The 23,430-nt window shown below is 72.7% G+C and carries 22 protein-coding genes; 8 read left to right on the forward strand and 14 right to left on the reverse strand.

From position 1 onward, the window contains the following. Positions 1-47: 47 nt before the first annotated feature. Positions 48-866 (reverse strand): hypothetical protein, encoded by an 819-nt coding sequence (locus ACFYOS_RS03380; protein WP_387135635.1) that lies wholly within the window; start codon positions 864-866, stop codon positions 48-50. A 54-nt stretch (positions 867-920) separates the two neighbouring features. On the opposite strand from ACFYOS_RS03380, the gene ACFYOS_RS03385 reads away from it, so the two are divergent. After that, positions 921-2,108, forward strand: a complete 1,188-nt coding sequence (locus tag ACFYOS_RS03385; RefSeq protein ID WP_387135637.1) for a DNA recombination protein RmuC — start codon at positions 921-923, stop codon at positions 2,106-2,108. Positions 2,109-2,349: 241 nt separating this feature from the next. Beyond that, on the forward strand, positions 2,350-5,610 hold the full coding sequence (locus tag ACFYOS_RS03390) for a S8 family serine peptidase (RefSeq protein ID WP_387135639.1): 3,261 nt from the start codon (positions 2,350-2,352) through the stop codon (positions 5,608-5,610). A gap of 65 nt (positions 5,611-5,675) precedes the next feature. On the opposite strand, the gene ACFYOS_RS03395 is transcribed toward ACFYOS_RS03390, so the two are convergent. Together ACFYOS_RS03395 and ACFYOS_RS03400 are read right to left on the reverse strand one after the other, a co-directional pair. After that, positions 5,676-6,119, reverse strand: coding sequence for a hypothetical protein (locus ACFYOS_RS03395; protein WP_387135641.1), 444 nt, complete (start codon positions 6,117-6,119; stop codon positions 5,676-5,678). Positions 6,120-6,160: 41 nt separating this feature from the next. Beyond that, a complete protein-coding gene (locus tag ACFYOS_RS03400) occupies positions 6,161-7,147 on the reverse strand; it encodes a 4-hydroxy-3-methylbut-2-enyl diphosphate reductase (protein ID WP_387135643.1) in 987 nt (328 codons plus the stop codon). Between the two features lie 278 nt (positions 7,148-7,425). Between ACFYOS_RS03400 and xseA the strand changes: the two genes are divergently transcribed. Both xseA and ACFYOS_RS03410 read left to right on the forward strand, forming a co-directional pair. Then, the gene (gene xseA, locus ACFYOS_RS03405) at positions 7,426-8,661 is read left to right on the forward strand and encodes an exodeoxyribonuclease VII large subunit (RefSeq protein ID WP_387135645.1); all 1,236 of its coding nucleotides are present in this window, start codon (positions 7,426-7,428) and stop codon (positions 8,659-8,661) included. 10 nt (positions 8,662-8,671) lie between these two features. After that, positions 8,672-8,884 carry an exodeoxyribonuclease VII small subunit gene (locus ACFYOS_RS03410; RefSeq protein ID WP_387135647.1) on the forward strand — a complete coding sequence of 71 codons (213 nt, stop codon included), beginning with the start codon at positions 8,672-8,674 and terminating at the stop codon, positions 8,882-8,884. 50 nt (positions 8,885-8,934) lie between these two features. On the opposite strand, the gene ACFYOS_RS03415 is transcribed toward ACFYOS_RS03410, so the two are convergent. The 3 genes from ACFYOS_RS03415 to ACFYOS_RS03425 form a co-directional block, all read right to left on the reverse strand. Then, on the reverse strand, positions 8,935-9,777 hold the full coding sequence (locus tag ACFYOS_RS03415) for a hypothetical protein (RefSeq protein ID WP_387135649.1): 843 nt from the start codon (positions 9,775-9,777) through the stop codon (positions 8,935-8,937). A 210-nt stretch (positions 9,778-9,987) separates the two neighbouring features. Next, positions 9,988-10,797, reverse strand: coding sequence for a hypothetical protein (locus tag ACFYOS_RS03420; RefSeq protein WP_387135651.1), 810 nt, complete (start codon positions 10,795-10,797; stop codon positions 9,988-9,990). A 111-nt stretch (positions 10,798-10,908) separates the two neighbouring features. After that, positions 10,909-11,676 (reverse strand): DUF4245 domain-containing protein, encoded by a 768-nt coding sequence (locus ACFYOS_RS03425; RefSeq protein WP_387135653.1) that lies wholly within the window; start codon positions 11,674-11,676, stop codon positions 10,909-10,911. Positions 11,677-11,834: 158 nt separating this feature from the next. Between ACFYOS_RS03425 and glpX the strand changes: the two genes are divergently transcribed. Together glpX and ACFYOS_RS03435 are read left to right on the forward strand one after the other, a co-directional pair. Beyond that, positions 11,835-12,866, forward strand: a complete 1,032-nt coding sequence (glpX, locus tag ACFYOS_RS03430) for a class II fructose-bisphosphatase (RefSeq protein ID WP_387135655.1) — start codon at positions 11,835-11,837, stop codon at positions 12,864-12,866. Then, entirely contained in the window at positions 12,863-13,834 is a 972-nt protein-coding gene (locus tag ACFYOS_RS03435; protein ID WP_387135657.1) for a DMT family transporter, read from the forward strand. Before glpX ends, ACFYOS_RS03435 begins: the two co-directional genes overlap by 4 nt. Positions 13,835-13,837: 3 nt before the next feature. Here the strand turns inward: ACFYOS_RS03435 and ACFYOS_RS03440 are convergent, their stop codons facing one another. Next, entirely contained in the window at positions 13,838-14,755 is a 918-nt protein-coding gene (locus ACFYOS_RS03440; protein WP_387135659.1) for an NAD-dependent epimerase/dehydratase family protein, read from the reverse strand. A 143-nt stretch (positions 14,756-14,898) separates the two neighbouring features. Between ACFYOS_RS03440 and ACFYOS_RS03445 the strand changes: the two genes are divergently transcribed. After that, complete coding sequence (locus tag ACFYOS_RS03445; protein WP_387135661.1) at positions 14,899-15,585, forward strand: TetR/AcrR family transcriptional regulator; 687 nt, start codon at positions 14,899-14,901, stop codon at positions 15,583-15,585. 8 nt (positions 15,586-15,593) lie between these two features. Here ACFYOS_RS03445 and ACFYOS_RS03450 read toward each other — a convergent pair whose 3' ends face one another. The 7 genes from ACFYOS_RS03450 to ACFYOS_RS03480 all read right to left on the reverse strand — a co-directional run bounded on the left by ACFYOS_RS03450 (position 15,594) and on the right by ACFYOS_RS03480 (position 22,686). Beyond that, positions 15,594-17,279 (reverse strand): hypothetical protein, encoded by a 1,686-nt coding sequence (locus ACFYOS_RS03450; protein ID WP_387135663.1) that lies wholly within the window; start codon positions 17,277-17,279, stop codon positions 15,594-15,596. A 58-nt stretch (positions 17,280-17,337) separates the two neighbouring features. After that, positions 17,338-18,306, reverse strand: a complete 969-nt coding sequence (locus ACFYOS_RS03455; protein ID WP_387135665.1) for an NAD(P)/FAD-dependent oxidoreductase — start codon at positions 18,304-18,306, stop codon at positions 17,338-17,340. A 103-nt stretch (positions 18,307-18,409) separates the two neighbouring features. Next, positions 18,410-19,069: a rhomboid family intramembrane serine protease gene (locus ACFYOS_RS03460; RefSeq protein ID WP_387135667.1), complete on the reverse strand. Its 660-nt coding sequence runs from the start codon at positions 19,067-19,069 to the stop codon at positions 18,410-18,412. Positions 19,070-19,183: 114 nt separating this feature from the next. Then, the gene (locus ACFYOS_RS03465; protein ID WP_387135669.1) at positions 19,184-19,858 is read right to left on the reverse strand and encodes a lytic transglycosylase domain-containing protein; all 675 of its coding nucleotides are present in this window, start codon (positions 19,856-19,858) and stop codon (positions 19,184-19,186) included. 285 nt (positions 19,859-20,143) lie between these two features. Further along, the gene (locus ACFYOS_RS03470) at positions 20,144-21,559 is read right to left on the reverse strand and encodes a PhoH family protein (protein WP_387135671.1); all 1,416 of its coding nucleotides are present in this window, start codon (positions 21,557-21,559) and stop codon (positions 20,144-20,146) included. 342 nt (positions 21,560-21,901) lie between these two features. Continuing rightward, positions 21,902-22,348 (reverse strand): hypothetical protein, encoded by a 447-nt coding sequence (locus ACFYOS_RS03475; RefSeq protein ID WP_387135673.1) that lies wholly within the window; start codon positions 22,346-22,348, stop codon positions 21,902-21,904. After that, positions 22,345-22,686 carry a hypothetical protein gene (locus ACFYOS_RS03480; RefSeq protein WP_387135675.1) on the reverse strand — a complete coding sequence of 114 codons (342 nt, stop codon included), beginning with the start codon at positions 22,684-22,686 and terminating at the stop codon, positions 22,345-22,347. The genes ACFYOS_RS03475 and ACFYOS_RS03480 overlap by 4 nt, the downstream gene beginning before the upstream one ends. 264 nt (positions 22,687-22,950) lie before the next feature. On the opposite strand from ACFYOS_RS03480, the gene ACFYOS_RS03485 reads away from it, so the two are divergent. After that, positions 22,951-23,385 (forward strand): helix-turn-helix domain-containing protein, encoded by a 435-nt coding sequence (locus ACFYOS_RS03485; RefSeq protein ID WP_387135677.1) that lies wholly within the window; start codon positions 22,951-22,953, stop codon positions 23,383-23,385. Positions 23,386-23,430: the final 45 nt, after the last annotated feature.

The following is a 23,430-nucleotide window of genomic DNA, read 5'->3' on the forward strand; positions in this document are numbered from 1 at the left end:
GCATAGCAGGGGGCCCGGTCGACACCTGCCGCCAGGCGTGGCGGGTGTTACCAGTCGCCGCCGCCGCCGAAGTCCCCGCCGCCGAAGTCGCCCCCGCCGAAGTCACCGCCGCCGCCGAAGTCACCGCCGCCGCCGTAGTCCCCGCCGCCGGCGCCGGACCAGTCGCCCTGGTCGCCGGCGAACTGGTCGCCGTAGTCCTGGCCGTCGCCGAAGCCGTCCTGGAAGCCCTCCTGGTAGCCGGCGTCGTAGCCGTAGCCCGGGTCGGCGAAGGCCGGCGAGAAGAGCGCGTCGGCGATCAGCAGGCCGCCGAGCACCCCGGCGCCGGTGCCGAGCGCGGTCTTCCACCAGGGCGTCGAGTACCAACCGGCCGGCACCGGCCGGCCCTGCCAGTTGCCGCCCGGGTAGTAGTAGGGCGTCTGGTTGCCCGGCTGGGGGCCGGCCCGGTAGGTCTGGCCCTGCACGTTGACCTCGCGCTCCCTGGTCAGCATCCCGGCGCCCCGGGCCGCGGCCAGCGGCGGTAGCTCCGGGCCGGGGTCGATGCCCATCGCGGTACGCGCCGCCCGGATGTACGCCAGCCCTTCCAGCGCGGTCTCCCGGGCCAGCGCGAACTGGTGCGGGCTACGCGCCTGCTCCAGCTGGGAGCCGGCCGCGTTGTACCGCTCCCCCGCGTCGGCCAGCGCCTGGCGGACCGCCGGGACGTCACCGTGCAGATTCATCAACTGGCCGCCCAGCCGCTCGTACCAGCGCTGCGCCTCGGCGCGCGCGTCGGCCAGCTCGGTGGCCCGCCGGGACCTGCTTCCCCACCGCCAGAACATCAAGGCACCTCCGAGCATCAGCACCAGGACGAACCACAGCGCAAGTTTCATGACTCGACGGTACCCACGGGGGTCACGTCGCACCCGTTTGGCAAGCTTCGTGGGGTGACGAGCTTCTCGACGCTGGCCGTGGTGGTGCTCTGCCTCGCCGCGGGCGGCTCGGTCGGCTGGCTGGCCGCCCGGTCCCGGTCGGCGGCGGAGGTCGCCCGGCTGGAGGCCACGCTCGCCGCGACCCGGGAGGGCGAGGGGCGGCTGGAGCAGTCCATGCGGGCGCTCAGCTACGAGGCGACGGCCCAGTCCCAGGAGGCCGTGGCGCGGGCCGTGGCCCCGCTGCACGACACCCTCCGACGATACGAGCAACGCGTCGCCGAGCTGGAGCGGGACCGGGTCGACGCGTACGCCGAGCTGCGCGAGCAGGTCCGCGCGATGAGCACCGTCTCCGGGGAGCTGCGCACCGAGACCAAGCAGCTCGTCGCCGCGCTGCGTGCCCCACAGGTGCGCGGCCGTTGGGGCGAGCACCAGCTCCGCCGGATCGTCGAGGCGGCCGGCATGCTGGAGCACTGCGACTTCAACGAGCAGGTCACCGCCGCCACCGACCACCAGGGGGTCCGCCCCGACCTGGTGGTCCGGCTGCACGGCGGCCGGACCGTGGTGGTCGACGCCAAGGCGCCCTTCGAGGCGTACCTGACCGCGATGGAGGCGCGCGACGAGCGGGGGCGGGACTCCCAGCTCGACGCGCACGCGCGGCACCTGCGGGCGCACGTGGACTCGCTCGCCGCCAAGTCCTACTGGGCGGCGTTCGACCAGACCCCCGAGTTCGTGGTGCTCTTCGTGCCGGCCGACCCGTTCCTGGACGTGGCGTTGCAGCGTGACCCGACGCTGCTGGAGCACGCCTTCGCCCGCAACGTGGTGCTGGCGACGCCGGCCACCCTGGTGGCGCTGCTGCGCACGGTGGCCTACTCGTGGCGGCAGGAGGCGTTGGCCCGCAACGCCCTCACCGTGCACTCGCTGGCCCGCGAACTGTACGGGCGACTGTCCACCCTCGGCGACCACGTCGGCAAGCTCGGCGCGTCGCTGGGCGGGGCGGTGACCGCGTACAACCGAGCGGTCGGCTCGCTGGAGGCGAGGGTGCTGGTGAGCGCGCGCAAGCTGGCCGAGCTGGGCGTCTCCGACCAGGACCTGCTCGCCCCGGCGCAGGTCGAGGTCACCCCGCGCCAGCCGCAGGCGCCCGAACTCGCCGACGATGCCCCGATGACGCGCTATCCGCTCGCTGCCGGGGACATGTCCGACTGACTCGACCATCGATCGGTATCACCCGAACGGCCGTCCGGGCTGGACGATCGACGTGCCGCAATGCCGGAGTTAGTGGTTGTCATCCTGCAACCATTCGGTGCATTGTGACAGCGTTGCTCGGCCACGACACAACGAGGTCACAACTCGCAGCGTGCGGGTGACAGTCGGCCGTCGATCATCGAAGATCCATCTCATCCGCCCTGCATCCCCCAGGGCTCCTTTCTCGTCGGAGGAAGAGAACGTGGACAGACCCCCTCGCTGGACGCGTCGCGTCTCGGCCGGCTTCGCCGCGACGGTCGTCGCCGCCGGCGCGATCACGCTGACGGCCAGCGCCACCACCGCCAGCGCCGCCCCCGCCCCAAAGGCCCAGAAGGGCCACGGGGCCGACAAGCTCGGATCGCACGACCACGAGTTGCTCGCCCAGGCCCGCGCCAAGGGCGACAAGCGCGTGGTCCTGATCATCGCCACCGACAAGGGCCAGGCCGGCGCCGTCGCCGACCAGCTCCGCAAGCTGGGCGCCACGGTGGCCAAGGAGGTGGACGGCGTCGGATACGTCCGCGCCTCCGTGCCCACCGACGCCGTGCTCCAGGCCGCGAAGCTGCCGGGCGTTGCGGCCATCGACCTGAACGAGTCGATCCCGCTGCCGAAGCCCGAGCCGGTCTCCGGAGCGGCGGAGGGAGCGGCGCAGGCCGCCGCTGCGGCGGCACCCGGCCCGGACACCCCGGCCGTCAACCCGTACATGCCGACCAACGAGACCGGTGCCGTCGCGTTCAAGCAGGCCCACCCGGAGTGGGACGGCCGCGGCGTGACGATCGGCATCATGGACTCCGGTGTGGACCTGGACAATCCGGCGCTCCAGACCACCTCCACGGGCGAGCGCAAGATCGTCGACTGGTTCACCGCGACCGACCCGTTGCTGGACGGTGACGGCACCTGGCGCGCCATGCTGACCCAGGTGACCGGGCCGACCTTCAGCTACGCGGGCGCCACCTGGACGGCGCCGGCGGGGACCTGGCGGATCAACCGGTTCTCGGAGAGCATCACCGCCAACGACGAGCCCGGCGGTGACATCAACAAGGACGGCGACAGGACCGACACGTTCGGCATCCTGTACGACCCGGAGAGCCACGACATCCGGGTCGACACGAACCAGAACCGCGACTTCACCGACGACCCGGTGATGCGCCCCTACCAGGAGCGCTTCGACGTCGGCCACTTCGGAACCGACAACCCCGCCACCCCGGTCGCCGAGCGGACCCCGTTCGTCGTCGAGTATCGCGAGGACGTCGACACCACGCCCGCCGGACTGCCCGGCAAGGCCGACTTCGTCAACATCGGCATCGTCGAGGCCCAGCACGGATCGCACGTCGCCGGCATCACCGCCGCCAACGACATGTTCGGCGACGCCGCGTTCGACGGCGCCGCGCCCGGCGCCAAGCTGGTCTCGGCCCGCGCCTGCAACTGGGGCGGCGGCTGCACCTACGCGGCGCTCACCGACGGCATGGTGGAGCTCGTGGTCAACCGGCACGTCGACGTGATCAACATGTCGATCGGCGGCCTGCCCGCGCTCAACGACGCCAACAACGCCCGTGCCCAGCTCTACGACCGGCTGATCAACGACTACGGCGTGCAGCTGTTCATCTCGGCGGGCAACTCGGGCCCGGGCATCAACACCGTCGGCGACCCGTCGGTGGCGAGCAGCGTGGTGAGCGTGGCCGCCGGGGTCAGCAAGGAGACCTGGCAGGCCAACTACGGTTCCGAGACCCGGACGCCGTACCAGCTGTTCAACTTCTCGTCGCGCGGGCCGCGGGAGGACGGCGGATTCAAGCCGAACATCACCGCCCCCGGCTCGGCCATCTCCACGACGCCGCTGTGGCAGCCGGGCGGACCGGTGCCGGAGGCCGGCTACCAACTGCCGCCGGGCTACTCGATGCTCAACGGCACCTCGATGGCCTCGCCGCAGGCCACCGGCGCGGCGGCGCTGCTGCTCTCGGCCGCCAAGGCCAACGGGTTCGGGGTCGCCCCCGCCGAGCTGCGTCGGGCGATCTACTCCTCCGCCAAGTGGATCGAGGGGGTGCCGGCACACGGCCAGGGCAACGGCACGTTCAACACCGTCGGCGCCTGGGACCTGCTCGCCGGCCGCAACCTCCAGCTGCGGAACTACTCGGTCACCGCGCCGGTCTGCTCCGCGCTGTCCGGCTACCTGCCGACTCCGGGCGCGGGTACCGGTGTGTACAACGCGTGCGCCGCGAGCCAGGGCGGTCAGGCGCCCAACGTGGACAAGACCTACACCCTGACCTTCACCCGGACCACCGGTCCGGACCGGCCCATCCGGCACGACGTGACCCTGCTCGGCAACGACGGCACGTTCCGCGACTACCGGCAGAGCCTGGTGCTGCCGCTGAACAAGCCGGTCAAGCTCCAGCTCGAGACCAAGGGCGGGTACGGCGTGCACAGCGCCGTCATGCGGGTCGACGACCCGACCACCCCCGGCGTCGACTTCGAGGTGCTCAACACGATCGTCATCGGCCAGGACGTGACCGCCCCGGCCTATCGCTTCACCACCTCCGGCTCGGTGGACCGCAACGGGTTCACCTCGTACTTCATCAACGTGCCGGCGGGCGCGTCGGCGCTGCAGGTCAACATGTCGGGCCTGGCCAACGGCTCGCAGACCCGGTTCATCGCGTTCAACCCGTACGGGGTGCCGGTGGAGAGCACGTCCAGCCTCGGCTGCTACAGCAACTTCTCGAACCCGGCCACCTGCAAGCCGGACGAGCGGGACTACGCCAACCCGCTGCCGGGCCTGTGGGAGATCGAGGTCGAGTCGCGGCGCACCTCGCCGCTGCTGGAGAACCCCTTCACGCTCAGCGCCGCAGTGCAGGGCGTGAAGGTCGACCCGGCGACGGTGGAACTGCCGGCCGTCACCGCCGGCCAGGCCACCCCGGTGACCTGGAACCTGACCAACGCCTTCGGTCCGGTCACGGTCAGCGGCAAGGGCGGCCCGCTGGGCAGCGCGGCGGTCAGCCGGCCGACCATCGCCAACGGTGAGCGGCAGACGTACCACGTGACCGTTCCGGCCGGCGCGACCCGGCTCGACGTCGCGATCAACAACCCGAGCGACCAGAAGGCCGACCTGGACCTGGTCGTCCAGCTCAACGGGGTGCGGGTGGCCCAGTCGGCCGACGGTGACTCGGACGAGTCGGTGTCGATCGCGAACCCGGCCGCCGGTACCTACGACGTGATCATCGACGGGTACTCCGTGCCCGCCGGCACCACGACGTACGACTACCGGGACGTGTTCTACGCCGCCGCGCTCGGCAGCCTGGACGCGACCGCGACCACCGTGGCGCTGGACAACGGCGCGACGGCCGGACTGAGCGGGTCGGTGACGGCGCAGTCGGCGCCCGCAGCGGGTCGCCGCCTCTTCGGTGAGCTGCTCGTGGTCACCGACCAGGGCGCGGTCGTCGGGCGCGGGAACGTCTCGATCGGCGCCGTGAACTGATCATCTGGTAGGACCACGGAGCCCGTCCCCGGACCGGGGGCGGGCTCCGTGCCGTTCGGGCCGGATCAGGCGCGGCGGGCGGACTCCACGACGAACGGGGTGCCCTGCTGGCAGGTGGTCATCATGCCCGGCTCCGGGTGACCGGTGACGGTCACCCGGGCACCGGGCGTCAGCACGTCACGCGGGCCACCGACCAGCAGGTTGCCGTCGAGCAGCAGGCAGTTCGGTTCCACTCCGGCCTGGACGGTGCCGGTGAGCGTGAAGGCGTCGGCGCCGGGCGGCTTCGACGGCCCGCCCGGCTTCGAGGGCGTCGGGTCGACCGGGTTCTGCGGGTCACTCGGGGTGACGCTCGGGTCCGGGCTGGGTTGGCTGGTCACCGATGCGGCTCCCGTCTGTCCGGGGCTGGTGGGCGTCGTTCCGGGGCTGGCGGGCTCGGCGCCCGGGCCGGCGCAGGCGCTCAGCGCCAAACCGGCGACCAGGGCGACGAGCGCCGTCCGAGGACTCTTCATGCCTGGTTGGACGGATCCGGCGGGAATTCCGTTCCGGCCCGTCAGCCGCGGCTGGCGGCGGCCTTCATGTCCCGCTTCAGCTCCTGCGGCAGCGAGAAGGTCAGCCGCTCGTTGGCGGTGGTGATCTCCTCGACGTCGGTGAAGCCCCGCTCGGCCAGGTGCGCGAGCACCTGCTGGACCAGCTCGTCCGGCACGCTGGCGCCCGAGGTGACGCCGACCGTCCGCGCGTCGGCCAGCCAGGCGTCGTCGATCTCGTCGGCGAAGTCGACCAGGTGCCCGGCCCGGGCACCGGCGTCCACGGCCACCTCGACCAGGCGTACCGAGTTGGAGGAGTTGCGCGAGCCGACGACGATCACCACGTCGCAGTCCGGCGCGATCTCCTTGACCACGTGCTGCCGGTTGGAGGTGGCGTAGCAGATGTCGTCACTGGGCGGCGACTGGAGCAGCGGCAGCTTCTGCCTGAGCCGGGCGACGGTCTCCAGGGTCTCGTCGACCGAGAGGGTGGTCTGGGAGAGCCAGACGACCTTGTTCGGGTCCCGCACGGTGACCTTGTCGACGCCGTCCGGGCCGTCCACGAGCTGGATGTGCGCGGGCGCCTCACCGGCGGTGCCGATGACCTCCTCGTGCCCCTCGTGGCCGATGAGCAGGATGTCGTAGTCCTCGGACGCGAACCGCCGGGCCTCCTGGTGCACCTTGGTCACCAGCGGGCAGGTCGCGTCGATCGCCTTGAGCGAGCGCTCCCTGGCCTGCTCGTAGACCTCGGGGGCGACACCGTGCGCGGAGAAGATGACGGTGGCGCCCTCCGGCACCTCCTCGTTCTCCTCCACGAAGATCGCGCCCTTGGCCTCCAGGGTCTGCACCACGTGCTTGTTGTGCACGATCTGCTTGCGGACGTAGATCGGTGCGCCGTAGAGCGTCAACGCCTCCTCGACGGTCTGCACCGCCCGGTCCACACCCGCGCAGTAGCCGCGGGGCTTGGCCAGGAGCACGCGCTTGCCGGTCCGGGGAGTGGTCTCAGGCTCAGTCACCCGACCATCGTACGTGCCGGGCTCTTCCCGTGCCCCGGGCTGCGGCTCGTACCACAGCCGGGGCACGGCCTGACAGAATGGGCGGACCGGCAGCGCGTACGGCCACCCGAGGACCCCTTCCGGTCACGAGAGGACGCGCGCGAGACCGTCCCGCGGGTGCGCACCCGCCCGGGCGAGGCGTTCCCCCTGGCCGCGCTCGCCTGAGCCGGCGCCGGCGCGGTCGGCGGCACCCGGCGGATGGACGCGGTGCTGTCGGGGGCGGGCCGTAGGGTGGGCGGGTGAGCGAGGCGGGGCAGGGCGGCAGCGAGGCAGGCCGGAGCACGTCGGAGGAGCCGTGGCCGGTCCGGGTGGTCAGCCAGAAGATCGGCGCCTGGATCGCCCGGCTCGGCTGGGTCTGGGTGGACGGGCAGGTCGCGCAGATCAGCCGCCGGCCCGGCGCGACCACGGTCTTCCTCACCCTGCGTGACCCGTCCGCCGACCTCAGCCTCACCGTCACCACCAACCGGGACGTCCTCGACGCGGGCGCGCCCGAGCTGCGCGAGGGCGCCCGGGTGGTGCTGCACGCCAAGCCGGAGTTCTACGCCGCCCGGGGCACCCTCAGCCTGCGCGCCGACGAGATCCGCCAGGTCGGGCTCGGCGAGCTGCTGGCCCGGCTGGAGAAGCTCAAGAAGTTGCTCGCCGCCGAGGGACTCTTCGACCGGTCCCGCAAGCGGCGCCCCCCGTTCCTGCCCGGCCGGATCGGGCTGATCACCGGCCGGGCCTCGGCCGCCGAACGGGACGTGCTCACCAACGCACGGAGGCGCTGGCCGGCCGTGGAGTTCCGCACGGTCAACGTCGCGGTGCAGGGGCCGAGCGCGGTGCCGCAGATCGTCGACGCGCTGAAGGTGCTCGACGCCGACCCGGCGATCGACGTGATCGTCATCGCCCGGGGCGGCGGCAGCATCGAGGATCTGCTCCCCTTCTCCGACGAGGCGCTGTGCCGGGCGGTCTTCGCCTGCCGCACGCCGGTGGTCAGCGCGATCGGCCACGAGACGGACGCGCCGCTGCTCGACTACGTCGCCGACGTCCGCGCATCCACGCCGACCGACGCGGCCAAGCGGATCGTCCCCGACCTCACCGAGGAGGTCCGCCTCATCGACCAGGCCCGGTCACGGCTGGAGCGCGCGGTCCGCAACCTGGTCGACCGGGAGTCGCACCGCCTCGACCTGCTCCGGTCCCGCCCGGTGCTGGCCAGGCCGCAGGTGATGGTGGAGCAGCGGGCGACCGAGGTGACCGCGCTGCGCGACCGGGCCGGGCGCTGCCTGGACCACCGGCTCGGCGCCGCCGCCGACGACCTGCGGCACACCCTGGCCCGGCTGCGGGCCCTCTCCCCCGCAGCGACCCTCGACCGGGGCTACGCGATCGTCCAGCGCGCCGACGGCCACGTGGTGCGCGCGGCGTCCGAGGTGGCCAAGGGCGATCCGCTGCGGGTACGCCTCGCCGAGGGCGAGCTCGCCGCGACCGTGGACGGCTGATGGGATGGGAATGACTGACGAGAAGAAGGACGAGCGGCTCAACTACGAGCAGGCCCGCGCGGAGCTGGCCCAGGTGGTCGAGCGGCTGGAGGCCGGCGGCACCTCGCTGGAGGAGTCGTTGGCGCTCTGGGAACGGGGCGAGCAGCTCGCCGGGATCTGCCAGCGCTGGCTGGACGGCGCCCGGGCCCGCATCGACGCCGCCCGACAGCGCGCCGAGGAGTAGCCGTACAGGCCGACGGGACGGCCGGAGCCGTCCCGTCGGGTACGTCGGGCTCAGTTGAACAGGTTGTAGAACTCCGCCGGCGCCTCGACGACCTGGTCGGCCGGGGGCTTCTGCGCGGCGGTCGCGTTGCCGTAGTCCGAATATGTGATCTTGAGGTCCTGGGCGGCGTTCTGCCCGGCGGCGGGGACCTTGAGCACCAGCTCGGTGAGCCGGCCCTGCGGGTCGACCTTGGCGGTGAACGGCACCGTCTTCGCCTGCGTGCCGAGCGCGGTGATCACCGCCGGGTCGAGCGAGCCGGCCTCGGCCGCCTTGGAGATGTCGGCGGTGCCCTCGTACGTGCCGTCGGCGGTCTGCCGGACCTCGGTGATGCCCTGGGTCAGCACGGCGCTGCCGGCCGGGTCGACCTTGTCGAAGTCGAAGCCGAGCGCCCGGTTCCCCTTGATCCGGGTCTGGTCGAGGTGCTGGTACTTGCCGAGGTTGAGCTTCTGCACCCCGGGGACGCTGCTGGCGGCCGTCCCGCCGAGCTCCAACTTCACCCAGCTGTCCGGCTTGTAGTGGATCAGATCCAGCTTCATCATCAGGTCGGACGACGCGTCACCGATCGTCATCCGCATCTCCGCGCTCTGGCTGGGCTCGTGCACCTGTCCCTCGGCGGTGGAGCCCGCGCCGGACATGGTGAACCGGAAGTTCCCGTCGCGGATCGCGTTCGTGGAGTTGAGCAGCGCCTGCTTGGCGTCGCCGGTGCCCGGCGTACCGCTCGGGGCGATGCTGCCGGAGGCCGCCGGGGACGCGGAGGCCCCCGCCTCGCCGGTCCCGGTGCTGTTGCAGGCGGTCAGGCCGGGGATGAGCAGCGCCGCGGCGAAGGCCGCCGCGCTGAAGCGTCGTATCTTCACGTGAACCTCTCCAGGTGGGTCGTCCGGCCCACGGAGGCGCCGGAGGCGGTCGCCGCAGCCCTCACGCCGGCTCCGGCGCACGAGCCCCGTCGGGCCGCGGTGGCGGCGACCGGCTCGCGCCTCTTCTGTTCCCTGAAGCGGTGTTCGGCAATCCCTGTCCGGTCCGAGCCGTCTGGTGGGGACGGCCGACGCCGCCCCCACCAGCCCGGATCAGGACTTGAACATCTCGTAGACCTGGTCGGACGCCTCGACGACCCGGCCGGCCGGCGGGGCCTGGACGGCGGTGGCGCTGCCGTAGGCGGCGTACGTGACGACGACCTTCTGCGCTTGGGCGCTACCCGCGGCCGGCACGTCGACGGCGAACTCGGTCAGCCGGCCCTGCGGGTCGAGCTTCGCGGTGAACGGCAGGGAGCTCGCCTTGGCGCCGAGCGCCTTGACGGTGTCCGCGTCCAGCACGTCGGAGTCGGTCGCCTTGGTGGCGTCGATGGTGCCCGCGTACGTGCCCTCGCCGGTCTTCTTGACGTCGGTGATCGCGTTGATCATCTTGTCGCTGCCGGCCGGGTCGACGTCCGAGAAGTCGAAGTTCAGCTCCTTGGCGCCCTTGATCTTGGTGCGGTCCAGGTGCTGGTACTTGTCCTTCATCTCCTTGAAGCCGGGCACGTCGGCCATCGCCGCGCCGAAGTCCAGCTTCAGCCAGGTGTCGGTGTCGATGAAGACGAGGTGCATCGAGAAGCCCTCGGCGGAACCGTCGCCGCCGGCCAGCTTCATCTCGGCACTCTTGGACGGCATGTGCACCGTGCCGTCGCCGTTGAACTCGCCGCCCTTGATGGCGAACGTGAAGTTGCCCTTCTTGATCTCCTCGGTGGAGGCGACCAGCGCCTCCTTCGGGTCCGCGGGGACCGCCGGGGCGGCGGACTTGCTGTCGGCGGTCGGCGAGTCGGCCCCGGTCTTGCAGGCGGCCAGACCCGGGACGAACAGGGCGGCGGCGAGGACGCCGACGCTCCACCGTCGAATGTTCACGTCGTTCTCTTTCCGGTGAGCTGTCCGGACACGTCACGTGTGCCGGTTTTTCGGGTCCGGGCAGCCTAGCGGACCGGACCGACGACCGGGGCACACCGCAGCCCGGAGGGGTCAGCGCAGCGCCGTGGCGAGCTGGCGCAGCTCGTTCTCCCTGGCGTCACCGACCACGATCACCGTGCGGTTCGGCTCCAGCAGCACGAGGGCCTGCTCGTTGTCCCGGGCGGTATAGCGCTGCCAGCTCGCGCCGGACAGGTCGGCCGCCCCCTGCGGCTGGCCGCCCTTCAGTTCGGCCGGCAACAGCTTGTCGGCGGGCACGTTGCTCTCCACGAGCTGCGCGCCTCGGCCCTCGGGGGTCAGGTAGCCGATCCGCAGCGTCGCGCCGCCCGGCTCGGCCTGATAGCGGGCGCTGACCGTACGCCAGCCGGAGCTCAGCCCCTCGGGCCGGATCACCGGGAAGGCGCCCGCGGCGCGGGCCTGCTCGACGGCAGGCCCCGGATCGACGGTCGCCGGCTCGTCTCCGCCGAGGAAGCCCCGGTAGAAGGCGAGCAGCAGCACGATCGGGACCAGCAGCACCAGCAGGGAGAGGGCCATGTCCCGGGGCGACCGCTCGGCGCGCGACTTCTCCCTGCGGGCCGGCGGCGCGGGCTGGTCGCCGGAGACCGCCGGGTGGGCGCTCGCCCCGCCCCGGGCCGGTCCGTCGACCGGCTCGACCAGGGCCGGTTCGCCCGCGTCGGCCAGCGGCGCGAGCCCGGTCGACGACTCGACCAGGGCCGGCTCCCCGGCCGGCGGGGTCGGCCCGGCAGTCGACCCCACCGGCGGCTGGCCGTCGGGCGGAGTGGCGTCGGACGGTACGCGGTCGGCAGGCTGTGCAGGTTCCACCCGGCCATTCTCGCAGCCGTCCGGACGGCGTGATCCTGGCCTCCTCCGCCCCGTTCCGGCGCGGAACCTGAGATCGTGTGAGGATCAGCGACAAAACCGGCGGCGGCGACGGCCGCATCCCGCCGGTCCACCCCGCAACGTCGCGAGGAGGAGCCGTGATGTCAACCACCAGGACGCGGACCCCGCAGAATCTCGACCGCAACCTCGCCCTCGACCTGGTCCGGGTCACCGAGGCCGCGGCGATGGCCGCCGGCCGCTGGGTCGGCCGGGGCGACAAGGAGGGCGGCGACGGAGCCGCGGTCGACGCCATGCGGAAGCTGATCAACTCGATCCCGATGCGCGGTGTCGTGGTGATCGGCGAGGGCGAGAAGGACAACGCCCCGATGCTCTTCAACGGCGAGGAGGTCGGTGACGGGACCGGTCCCGAGGTGGACGTGGCGGTCGACCCGATCGACGGCACCACGCTGATGAGCAAGGGCATGCCGAACGCCCTCGCGGTCCTCGCGGTGGCGGAGCGCGGCGCGATGTTCGACCCGAGCGCCGTCTTCTACATGGAGAAGCTCGCCGTCGGCCCGATGTACGCCGACGTGGTCGACATCAACGCCGGGGTGGCCGAGAACATCCGCCGGATCGCCAAGGTCAAGGGCACCGACGCGGCCGAGGTGACGGTCTGCATCCTGGACCGGCCGCGCCACGACGACCTGGTGAAGCAGATCCGGCGTACCGGGGCGGGCATCCGGTTCATCTCCGACGGCGACATCGCCGGCGCCATCGCGGCGGCCCGCGGCGAGTCGGACGTGGACGTGCTGATGGGCATCGGCGGCACCCCGGAGGGCATCACCGCGGCGTGCGCGCTCAAGTGCATGGGCGGGATGATGCAGGCCAAGCTGTGGCCGAAGGACGCCGAGGAGCGGGAGAAGGCGCTCGCCGCCGGGCACGACCTGGACCGGGTGCTGTTCACCGACGACCTGGTCACCGGCGACAACTGCTTCTTCGTGGCCACCGGGGTCACCTCCGGCGACCTGCTGCGCGGCGTGCGCTACCGGGCCGGCGGCGCGTACACCCAGTCGATCGTGATGCGCTCCAAGAGCGGCACGATCCGGGTGATCGACTCGTACCACCGGCTGGAGAAGTTGGCCCTCTACTCGGCGGTCGACTTCGACGGCCGGCCCCTGGCCGAGCAGGAGTGACCGCGACCGGGACGGCGGCGCTCCCCACGCTGTCGACCGGGCGACGGATCGCCGGCGTCGGGCTGGCCACCGCCTCAGGGGTCACGGTGGCCGTCCAGTCCCGGATCAACGGCGAGTTGGGCGTACGGCTGGCCGACGGGATCGCCGCCGCGGTCGTCTCGTTCGGCCTGGGCCTGCTGATCCTGCTGGTGCTGGTCCCCGCCACCCCGGGCGGCCGGCGCGGGCTGGCCGCCCTCCGGGCGGCGCTGCGGGACGGCTCGCTGCGGCCGTGGCAGTGCCTCGGCGGGGTGTGCGGCGCCTTCCTGGTCGCCACCCAGGGACTGACCATCGGGACGCTCGGCGTGGCCGTGTTCACCGTCGCCGTGGTGGCCGGGCAGACTGGCAGCAGCCTGCTGGTGGACCGGGCCGGCATCGGACCGACCGGGCGGCAGCCGGTCACCCCGAACCGGCTGGTCGGCGCGGTGCTCACCGTGCTGGCCGTGGTGCTGGCGGTGGGCGACCGGCTCGGCGACCCGGGCGCCCTGGCGCTGGCCCTGCTGCCGCTGGCGGCCGGGGTGGGCGTCGCCTGGCAACAGGCCGTGAACGGCCAGGTGCGGGCGGCCGCCGGCAGCGCGACGACCGCCACCCTGGTCAACTTCACCGTCGGCATGGTGGCGCTGCTCGCCACCTTCGCAGTGGAGGTGGCGGTGCGGGGCCGCCCGGCCGGCAGCCTCCCCGGCGAGCCGTGGCTCTACCTGGGTGGCCCGCTCGGCATCGTGTTCATCGCGCTGGCCGCCGCGATCGTCCGTTTCACCGGGGTGCTGCTGCTCGGCCTGGCGACTATCGCCGGTCAGATCGTCGGGGCGGTGCTGCTGGACGTGGCACTCCCGACGGCGGCCTCGCACCCCGGGCCGAACACCCTGCTCGGCGCGGCGCTGACCCTGGTCGCGGTGCTCGTCGCCGCACTGGGACCGACCCCGCGCCGGTAACGATCAGCCTTGCAGCCCCGCCACCGCCTCCTTGACCACCTGGTCCAGCGGGGTCGGCTCGATGCCGAGGGTGGCGGTGGCGGCCGTGGAGTCCATCAGGAACGGCCGGTCGAACTGGTAGGCGGTCTCCCGCAGCTCACGGGCCATCGGGTTGGCGAGGCCGCCGAGCCAGAGCACCGGGTAGGGCATCCGGGTCAGCTTCGGCGCCGGCGCGCCGACCAGGGCCGCCGCGCGGGCGGCCAGGTCCCGCATCGGCACGGCGGGCGCGCTCGGCACGTGCCAGGCCCGTCCCCAGGCGCGCTCGTCGGTCGCTGCGGCGACCAGGGTACGGGCGACGTCCGGGATGTACGTCCAGGTGTGCGGGGCGGCCCAGTCCACCGGCAGGAAGACCCGCTGCCCGGCGAGCACCCGGGGCAGCACCAGCATGGCCAGTGAGGTCCCGCCGACGCCGACGTAGTCGGAGCCGCGCACCTCGGTGACCCGGGCCTGACCGGCCCGGTGCGCGGCGAGCGCGTCGGCCCACATCCGGATCCGCACCCGCCCCTTGGTGCCGGTGGCGGCGAGCGGGGTGTCCTCGGTCATCGGGCCGTCGACCGGCCCGTACCCGTAGAGGTTGCCGACGGTGGCCAGCACCGCGCCGGTCCGCTCGGCGGCGGTGAGCAGCGCGGCGGCCAGCGGCGGCCAGTCCACCGGCCACCGGTGGTAGGCCGGGTTGGCGCAGTTGTAGAGGGCGTCGGCGCCTTCGGTCAGCGCCGCCAGCCGGTCCGCGTCGGCGGCGTCGGCGGCGACCCGCTCGACCGACGGGTGCTCGGGTCCGGTGCCGCGGCGAGTCACGATCCGCACCCGCTCACCACGCTCGGCGAGGAGACGGGCGGTGGCGGTGCCGACGGGTCCGGCGCCGACGATCACGTGCAGGGCCATGGGGGCCACCCTTCGAATCAGGGATCCGCTCCGAGAGCACTGCTCTCTCGATGACGTACCCAGCATGAACCCTCGAGGGGTCCGCTGTCAAGAGCACTGCTCTCGGTTTTGATTGGCGCTCTCAAACGTGGCAGAGTAGAGGCATGGTCGCTCCCTCGCTCCGCGCCCGGGTCCGCGCCGGCATGATCAACGAGATCAAGGTGGTGGCCCGCCGCCACCTGGCCACCGACGGCGCGAACCTCTCCCTGCGCGCCGTCGCCCGGGACATGGGCATGGTCTCCTCGGCGATCTACCGCTACTTCCCCAGCCGGGACGACCTGCTCACCGCACTGATCCTGGAGGCGTACGACGCCCTCGGCGACGCGGTCGAGACGGCCGACGCCGCCGTCGCCCGGGACGACCTGCGCGGACGCTGGCGCGCGGCGTGCCGGGCGGCCCGGGCCTGGGCGCTGGCCAACCCCGCCGAGTACGCGCTGCTCTACGGCAGCCCGGTCCCCGGGTACGCGGCCCCCGAGGACACCGTCGCGCCGGCGGCGCGCCCCCCGTTGACCCTGGTCGGCATCCTCCGCGACGGCCTCGCCGACGGCCGGCTCTCACCACCCGACGAGGACCTGCCCGAGCCGGTCCGCACCGACCTCGCGGAGCTGGCCGCCGGGTACTTTCCCGGGCTGCCGGAGGCGCTGCTGGCCCGGGGCATGGCGGGCTGGACCCAGCTCTTCGGGCTGATCAGCTTCGAGCTGTTCGGGCGACTGAACGGGGTCGTCTCGCACCGCGACGAGTACTTCGAGCACCAGACCGGCCTGATGGCCGACCTCATCGGCCTGCCCTGAACCTCCGGTCAGCGGACCGGTTCGTCCGGCGCCGCAGGCCGTACCGGGCGTGACGGGTCGGGCGCCGCAGCGGGCGGCTCGACCGGCACCGGCGGAGGACAAGGCGGGTCGGCGGGCGGTACGAACGACCCGACCAGTCGAGCCGCCCGCCAGCCCAGCAGCAGCCCCGGCACCGTGGCCAGCCCGGCGAGCGCCACGGCGGTCGAGGCGTACGCCGGACGACCGTAGAGCCAGCCGGTCAACGGCAACCCGGCCAGCACCAGCGTTAGCGCGGCCGCCAGCAGCACCTCGAGGGTCCACCACCCCGGCGCGCGCCATACCCAGTTGGGGATCAGGGCGAGCAACAGCATGCCGAGCAGCAGGACGACGCACCCGAGCGCCGCAACCGGGGTGAGAAGGTCGTCACTCAGCCAGACCACACTCAGCAACAGCACGGTGACGAGCGTGAGCGGACCCAGCATGAGGGACAAGCAGCCGCCGCGCCCGACCCCGCGCCCAGCCCGCACACCGGACACGACGAGCACCAGTCCGGCCAGGGCGAATGCCAGCAGCCCGGCTCGGAGCGGGTCGGAGTGGCGGGCCGCGGGCGAACTCGCGCCGAGCGGCGGTGGGCTGCCACCGTTGGGGACTTCAGCGAATCCGATCCGCCGCCAGTCGCCCTCGGGCCCGCGCACGGCGAAGCCGTCCCGGCCGTTCGCGACCAGCACCACGTGCCGCCCACCGCCGACGTCCAGCACGGCCAGTTCCTGGCCCGTGATCCGCTCCCCGCGCGGTCCGGCGTCCTGGTACCGCCGGCTCAGGATCGCCCGTTGCCTCTCGGTGACCTCCCAGGCCAGTCGCCAGGTCCGGCCGGCGTCGTCGCTCTCCTCCACCCGGATCCGCCCGGCCACCAGGCGGTAGCAACGCTGCGGCGTTGCGGTCGAGCAGTCCTCCCGCACCGGCGCGGAGGGGATAGATGCGATCGCGGACGGCGGCGGGGCGACGGGTGACCCGGGCGACGGCGGGAACGGATCCAGGACCTGCTGCTCGGCGGGTGTCGGAGAACGCCAGGTCTCGCCACCGTCGTCACTCAGCCGCCAGGTTGTCGCGGGCCACATGATGCGGGCGCCCGTACTCGACCCGGTACCGGCGGCCAGCCGGCCGTCGACCACGGTCGCCCGCAGCGCATCGTGAGACCCGACGACACTGGTGGCCGCCACGGCGAGCGCTGCCGCCGGCAGCAGCACCAGCAGCCGGACAAGACGGGCCGACCGACGCCCCACCGGATCGCGGCGGGCCCGGTGCCAGGCCCAGCCGGCCACGGCCAGGGCGGGCAGGGCCAGCAGGTCGGTGCGGTCGGCCCGGACCAGCGACGGCCCGCTGACCGCGCTCCACGCCGCCGAGGCGGCTGCCGCGGCGTACCCGCTGGTCTTGACCGCGGTGAAGCCGATGCCGACCAGACCCAGCCCGAGCCCGGGAAGGGCTCGGACCGGAATCCGGGGCACGATCAGCGCAGCGAGCACCGCCACCAGCGGCGGGGCGAGCACCAGACCGGCGACGTCGCTGAGCTTGCCGGTGAGCCAGCCGGGCTGGGTGGCCTTGAGCACGTGGTCGTTCAGCACCAGAACGACCAGCGCGAGCATCGTCACCGGATGACCCAGCCAGGCCAGCGCGACGCGGGCGGCAGCGGGCTCGGTCGGATCCGGTCGTTCCATCCGTCCACGATGGCGTCGACCGGTCTCGATCAGGCCACGCTCGGGCGTGGATCGGGCCTCAGCTGCCGTCGGAGGAGTGGCCGGGGAACAGGTGCGCGGTCGGATCGATCACCACCGCGGCGTTGTTCACCGCCGTGGCGGCCTCGCCGAAGCCGGTGGCGATCAGCCGGACCTTGCCCGGATACTTGGTGATGTCGCCGGCCGCGAAGACCCGGGGCAGGTTGGTGGCCATCGCGCTGTCCACCAGGATATGCCGCCGGTCCAGCCGCAGCCCCCACTCGGCGAGCGGTCCCAGGTCGGCGGTGAAGCCGAGGGCGGCGACCACGGTGTCCACCGGCAGCGTCTCCACCGCGCCGCCACGCTCGGCGAACTCGGCGCCGGTGACCCGGTCCTCGCCGTACAGCCGGGTCACCTCGGCGTTGACCACCACCCGGACGGGCAGCGACCGGACGCGCTCCACGGTCGAGGCGTGGGCCCGGAACTTCTCCCGCCGGTGCACCAGGGTCACCGATCGGGCGATCGGTTGGAGCGTGACCGCCCAGTCGAACGCCGAGTCGCCGCCACCCACGATCAGCACGTCCCGGCCGGCCAGCTCGGCGGGCTGAGGTACGAAGTAGACGATCCCGGCGCCGACGAAGCTGTCGGCCACCGGCAGCGGCCGGGGCGTGAAGCTGCCCAGCCCGCCGGTCACCACCACGGCGCCGCAGCGCAGCTGCTCGCCCCCGGCCAGGCCGAGCACCGGCCGGCCGTCGAGGTACGACAGCTTCTCCGCGCGGGTGCCGAGCAGGTACTCGGGGTGGAAGGGCGCGGCCTGGGCGACCAGGTTCGCCACCAGCTCCCGCCCCTTGACGGCGGGGAACCCGGCGACGTCGAGGATGAGCTTCTCCGGGTACATCGCGGTGACCTGCCCGCCCGGCTCGGGCAGCGCGTCGACCACCGCCACGGAGAGCCCGCGGAACCCGGCGTAGTACGCGGCGAAGAGTCCGGCCGGACCGGCCCCGATCACGGCGACATCGACCTCGCGCATGGCGTACCGTCACTTTCGCCCACGGATCAACGCGTGTTGATCCCGACGGTAGGCGGCCCGGGGTTGCCGGGCAAGCACATCCCAGGTAAGGGTCGACGGCGGGTCAGGGCAGCGTGACGGTGGGCGACTCGGGCTGCGGCTCGGGCAGCTCGGCCCGGCGACGGCGGAACAGGATCGCCGCGACGACCCCGCCGAGCAGCCCGAACAGGTGCCCCTGCCAGGAGATGCGCTCGTCGGTGGGGAGGATGCCGAGCAGCTGCCAGCCGTAGAGCAGGCCGACCAGCAGCACCACCGCGACGTTCCACCAGCTCCGCTCGACCACGCCCCGGGTGAGCAGGATGCCGAGGTAGCCGAAGATGACGCCGCTCGCGCCGACCACCACCGTGTTCGGCGAGCCGGTGAACCACACCCCCAGCCCGCTGATCAGGATGATCACCATCGTGGACCAGAGGAACCGGCGGGTGCCGGCGGCCAGCACGAAGGTGCCGAGCAGGATCAGCGGGATGCTGTTGCTGTAGAGGTGGTTCCAGCCGACGTGCAGGAACGGCGAGAACACGACCCCGTCGAGCCCCTGAATCCGGCGCGGGATGATGCCGGCGGTGACGTCGAGGTTCGCGTGCAGACCGACGTCGAGCGCCTCGATGAGGAACAGGACCGGCACGAACGCGCACATCGCCACGAAGGCCCGGCCCAGGGAGGCGTAGAACGCCTCGGTGCCGAACCGATGGGGATCGCCGCCCGTGGGGCCGCCGCGCCAGGTCACGTACCAACAGCTATCAGCAATCGGGGCCGGCCGCCACTCGCGCGCCGCGCCACGCCGGAGCAGGACGACGGCGGGGTGTGCGGATTCCCACACCCCGCCGTCGTCAACGTCCGGTCAGTACCAGCCGCTGCTCTGCGAGTGCTGCCAGGCACCGCACGGGTCGTCGTACCGGCCCTCGATGTAGCCGAGGCCCCACTTGATCTGGGTGGCCGGGTTGGTCTTCCAGTCGCTGGCGACCGAGCCCATCTTGCTGCCCGGCAGCGCCTGCGGGATCCCGTACGCGCCGGAACCCTCGTTGTAGGCCTTGTGGTTCCAGCCGCTCTCCTTGGTCCAGAGCTTGTCCAGACAGGGGAACTGGTCGATGCCGAAGCCCTCCTGGAGCATCAGCGCGCAGCCGATCTGCCGGTTGCCGCTGTACTCCTCGCAGGAGGTCGGGATCGGCCCGTCGTACGGCTTGGTCTGGGCCGCAGCCTCCCGCTCCTTCTTGCGGGACGCGGCTGCCGCCTCGGCCTCCTTGGCCCGCTCGGCGGCCTCCTTGGCCGCCGCGGCGGCCCGCAGTTTCGCCTGGTACTCGGCGGCCCGCTGCTTGGCCGACGCCAACCGGTGGTCGGCCTGCCGGTCCCGCTGGTACGCGTACTCCGCCCGGTCGACCTCCAGGCCGACCTGTGCGGTCAGGCCCTCTTGCTGGGTCTGTCGGTCTTCGCCCAAATAGAAGCCGCCGGCAACGCCCACGGAGAGCAGCGCGACAGCGGCCGTACGGGCGCCGAACCGGCTCCACAGCCGACTCACGAAGTGGTCCCTTCGTCGGGGGCAAGGACACAGCGCGACGGGCGGCCCTCCGTGGCCGCCCCGGCGCCGTGAGCGCCCCGACCCTGCGGTCGCAGCCGACGCACCGTTGTTCGTGGCTCTCCGCCGGACTGCGGCGAACGACGCTCGACGATCTTCCTGGTGCGTGGGCGCTCGATGGACACCATTGCGCACAGTGAGGCTGATGGGAAACCAAGCGAGACATTTGTGATCTGCACCACAAAGTGAAGGCCCTTAAACCAGGACATAAATCCCAGCGAATGGGGGTCAGAGCGGGATGTCCTCCAACAGATCCGTCACCATGGCGGCGATCGGAGAACGCTCCGAACGGCTGAGGGTGACGTGCGCGAAGAGCGGATGACCCTTCAACGCCTCGATCACCGCGGTCACCCCGTCGTGTCGCCCCACCCGGAGGTTGTCCCGCTGCGCCACGTCGTGGGTGAGCACCACCCGCGACCCCTGGCCGATCCGGGACAGCACGGTGAGCAGCACGCCGCGCTCCAGCGACTGCGCCTCGTCGACGATCACGAACGCGTCGTGCAGGCTCCGGCCCCGGATGTGGGTCAGCGGCAGGACCTCCAGCAGGCCGCGCGAGGTGACCTCCTCCAGCACGTTCTCGTGCACCACCGAACCGAGCGTGTCGAAGACCGCCTGCGCCCAGGGGGACATCTTCTCCGACTCGGAGCCCGGCAGGTAGCCGAGCTCCTGGCCGCCGACCGCGTAGAGCGGGCGGAAGACGATCACCTTCTTGTGCCGGCGACGCTCCATCACCGCCTCCAGGCCGGCGCAGAGCGCCAGGGCGGACTTGCCGGTGCCGGCCCGGCCGCCCAGCGAGACGATGCCGATCGACTCGTCCAGCAGCAGGTCGAGGGCGACCCGCTGCTCCGCCGAGCGGCCGTGCACCCCGAACGCCTCCCGGTCACCCCGGACCAGCCGGACGGTCTTGTCGGGCAGCACCCGGCCCAGCGCCGAGCCCCGCCCGGAGTGCAGCACCAGCCCGGTGTGGCAGGGCAGACCGGCGGCGGCGTCCAGGTCCAGCGACTCGCCCGCGTACAGCCGGGCGATCTCCTCCTCGGCCAGCTCCAGCTCGGTCATGCCGGTCCAGGTCGGATCGCTGGCCTGGCCGTGCCGGTACTCGTCGGCCCGCAGGCCGACCGAGGCCGCCTTCACCCGCAGCGGCATGTCCTTGCTGACCAGGGTGACCTCCCGCCCCTCGGCGGCCAGGTTGAGCGCCACGGAGAGGATCCGGGCGTCGTTCGACTCGGTACGGAAGCCGGGCGGCAGCACGCCGTCGTCGGTGTGGTTCAGCTCCACCCGCAGGGTGCCGCCCTGATCGTTGGCGGGGATCGGCCGGTCCAGCCGGCCGTGCTTCACCCGCAGCTCGTCCAGCATGCGCAGCGACTGGCGGGCGAACCAGCCCAGCTCGGGGTGGTGCCGCTTCCCCTCCAACTCGGAGATGACCACCAGCGGCAGCACCACCTCGTGCTCGGCGAAGCGGTGGAACGCCGCGGGATCGGAGAGCAGGACTGAGGTGTCCAGGACGAAGGCCAGGCCGGCTGGTCGGGGCTCCTTGGCGCCGGCCGACGCGGCCGCCGCCGTACGGCGACTGCGGGTGGTCCGGCGGGTCGTGGCGGTCGCGCCCGGGGTCTGGTCGGCACCGGCGGGGGTACGGCGAGTGGTCACAGGCCTGCTCCGCGGATGGGCACCCGGCCACCCGAGTTCCGCCTCGTCCGGTGCCCGGTGGACACGGGGTCGGATGCGGGCCCCGTGCGCGAGGTCGCAGGTCCGGGCTGTCCGGCTGGCTCGGGAAAACCCCGTGCCATGCCTAGACGCTAGTGCCAGGACGGCCCGTCGGCTAGTGGTCGCCGTGGATCCCACCCGACCGGGAGGTGAACGGTGTGCGGCGAACCGGCCGGGATGCGTGCCCCCTGCGCGCATCCCGGCCGGGGAGCCACCGTCACCGGTCTGACGTGGCCCCGACGGTGCGTGTCCGCCGCGGACGACGCACCGTGCCTTGCCCCGGCCTCAGCCCTGCCGCCGAACCAGCGTTCCGGTCTGCCGGCCGCCCGCCGACCGGGCGGACGCGCTGAACGAGGACCCGGTGTACGTGGTGCCCTGCCGGGTGACGAGCCCGCCGAGCTGCGCGGTCGCGGTGGCGGTGGCCCGCGGGGACGGGCCGGAGGCCGGCCGGGCGGTGACCGCGGCCGGGACGGCCGTACCGGCGAACGGAACGGTGGCGCGGGTCGCCGCGGCGGTCACCGACACCGGGGTGGGCCGGGCCCGCGCCGAGGCGATGGCGGACTGGGCGTCGCGGCGCCGCCGGTTCCAGGCGCCCCGGTCCCCGTCGAAGTAGCCCTGCCGGTAGCCGAACCGGTAGCCGATCCGGTAGCTGAGCTGGCCGTGCAGCCGCCCCGCCGCGTAGCACGTCGATCCGAGCACGAGGACTAGGACGACGGCGAGGAACGGGCTCATCGCTCCTCCGGCTCGGCCAGGGGGTCGACGACCAGCAGCCGCTCCAGGTCCTCGGTGCTGATCTCCTCAACCAGCTCGACGCTGATCCGGCAGCCGTCCAGGACCACCTCGGCGACCGAGGCCCGACGGATCTCGCCGCCGGCGTCGTAGACCCGGACGCTCAGTTCCGGGCAGCCGAGGTGGGTACGCCAGGCGTTCCACTCGTCCCGGTCACCGACGCTGAGGGAGACGTAGCGGCAGCCCCGGGCGAGGTAGAGACGCCACGGGGCGGTCAGCCCGGCGGCCACTCCGTCCGCGATCAGGCCGAAGGCCTGGGCACGGGTCGCGAGCTCGGTCACGAGACCCCCTCGGCACCTGCGGAGTGACGCATGTGAGCACTCGTCGTCTCATCCACGTGACACACCGTAAGTTGTCTCATGCGCGTGACAGTATCAGCTTTTCGTCTGTTTGCCGCCGTACTGGCGTCCATCTATTCTGCCCGGGTGACACCCCTCAGGAACAGCACTGAATCGTTTACCGGAAATCCGGGTCAGCCGTCACATCAGCGTGACAGCAGTACGCCGGGCCGCCAGGGGAAGGCGGCGTGGCCGTACGGTCACGGGGTGACCGCCAACGCACGGAAGATCGCCTTCGCCACCTTCGTCCGCCGTGCGCTGGACGACGCGCGGGCCATGCGGGCCTGGAGCGGCACCGAGGTCTCCCGGCGCACCGGCGTCTCCCGGCAGACGGTCAACCGGTGGGTGCGCGGCGACTGGGCCAGCGACCCCGAGGTGGAGCGGGTGGTGGCGTTCTGCGAGGGGCTGGGCCTCAACCCGGCGGCGGCCTTCACCGCGCTCGGCTGGGACCGGGCCGCCACGACGCGCACCGCCCCCACCCCGCCGCCGATGGACCCGGACGTCGAGGCGCTGCTGCGCCGGCTGGTCGACCCGAACGTCTCCGAGGCGGAGAAGTTCCACATTCGAGAAACCATTCGCTACCTCGCCTATCGCCCGACCATGCCCGTCGATGCCGGAAAACGAGGCAGGCAGGCCGGATAGACGACCCGCCGCGCGGTTCCGCAAATGGCGAAAGAACCGTAGGGC

Source organism: Micromonospora sp. NPDC005806 (assembly GCF_042871425.1).
Taxonomy (GTDB): Bacteria; Actinomycetota; Actinomycetes; order Mycobacteriales; family Micromonosporaceae; genus Micromonospora.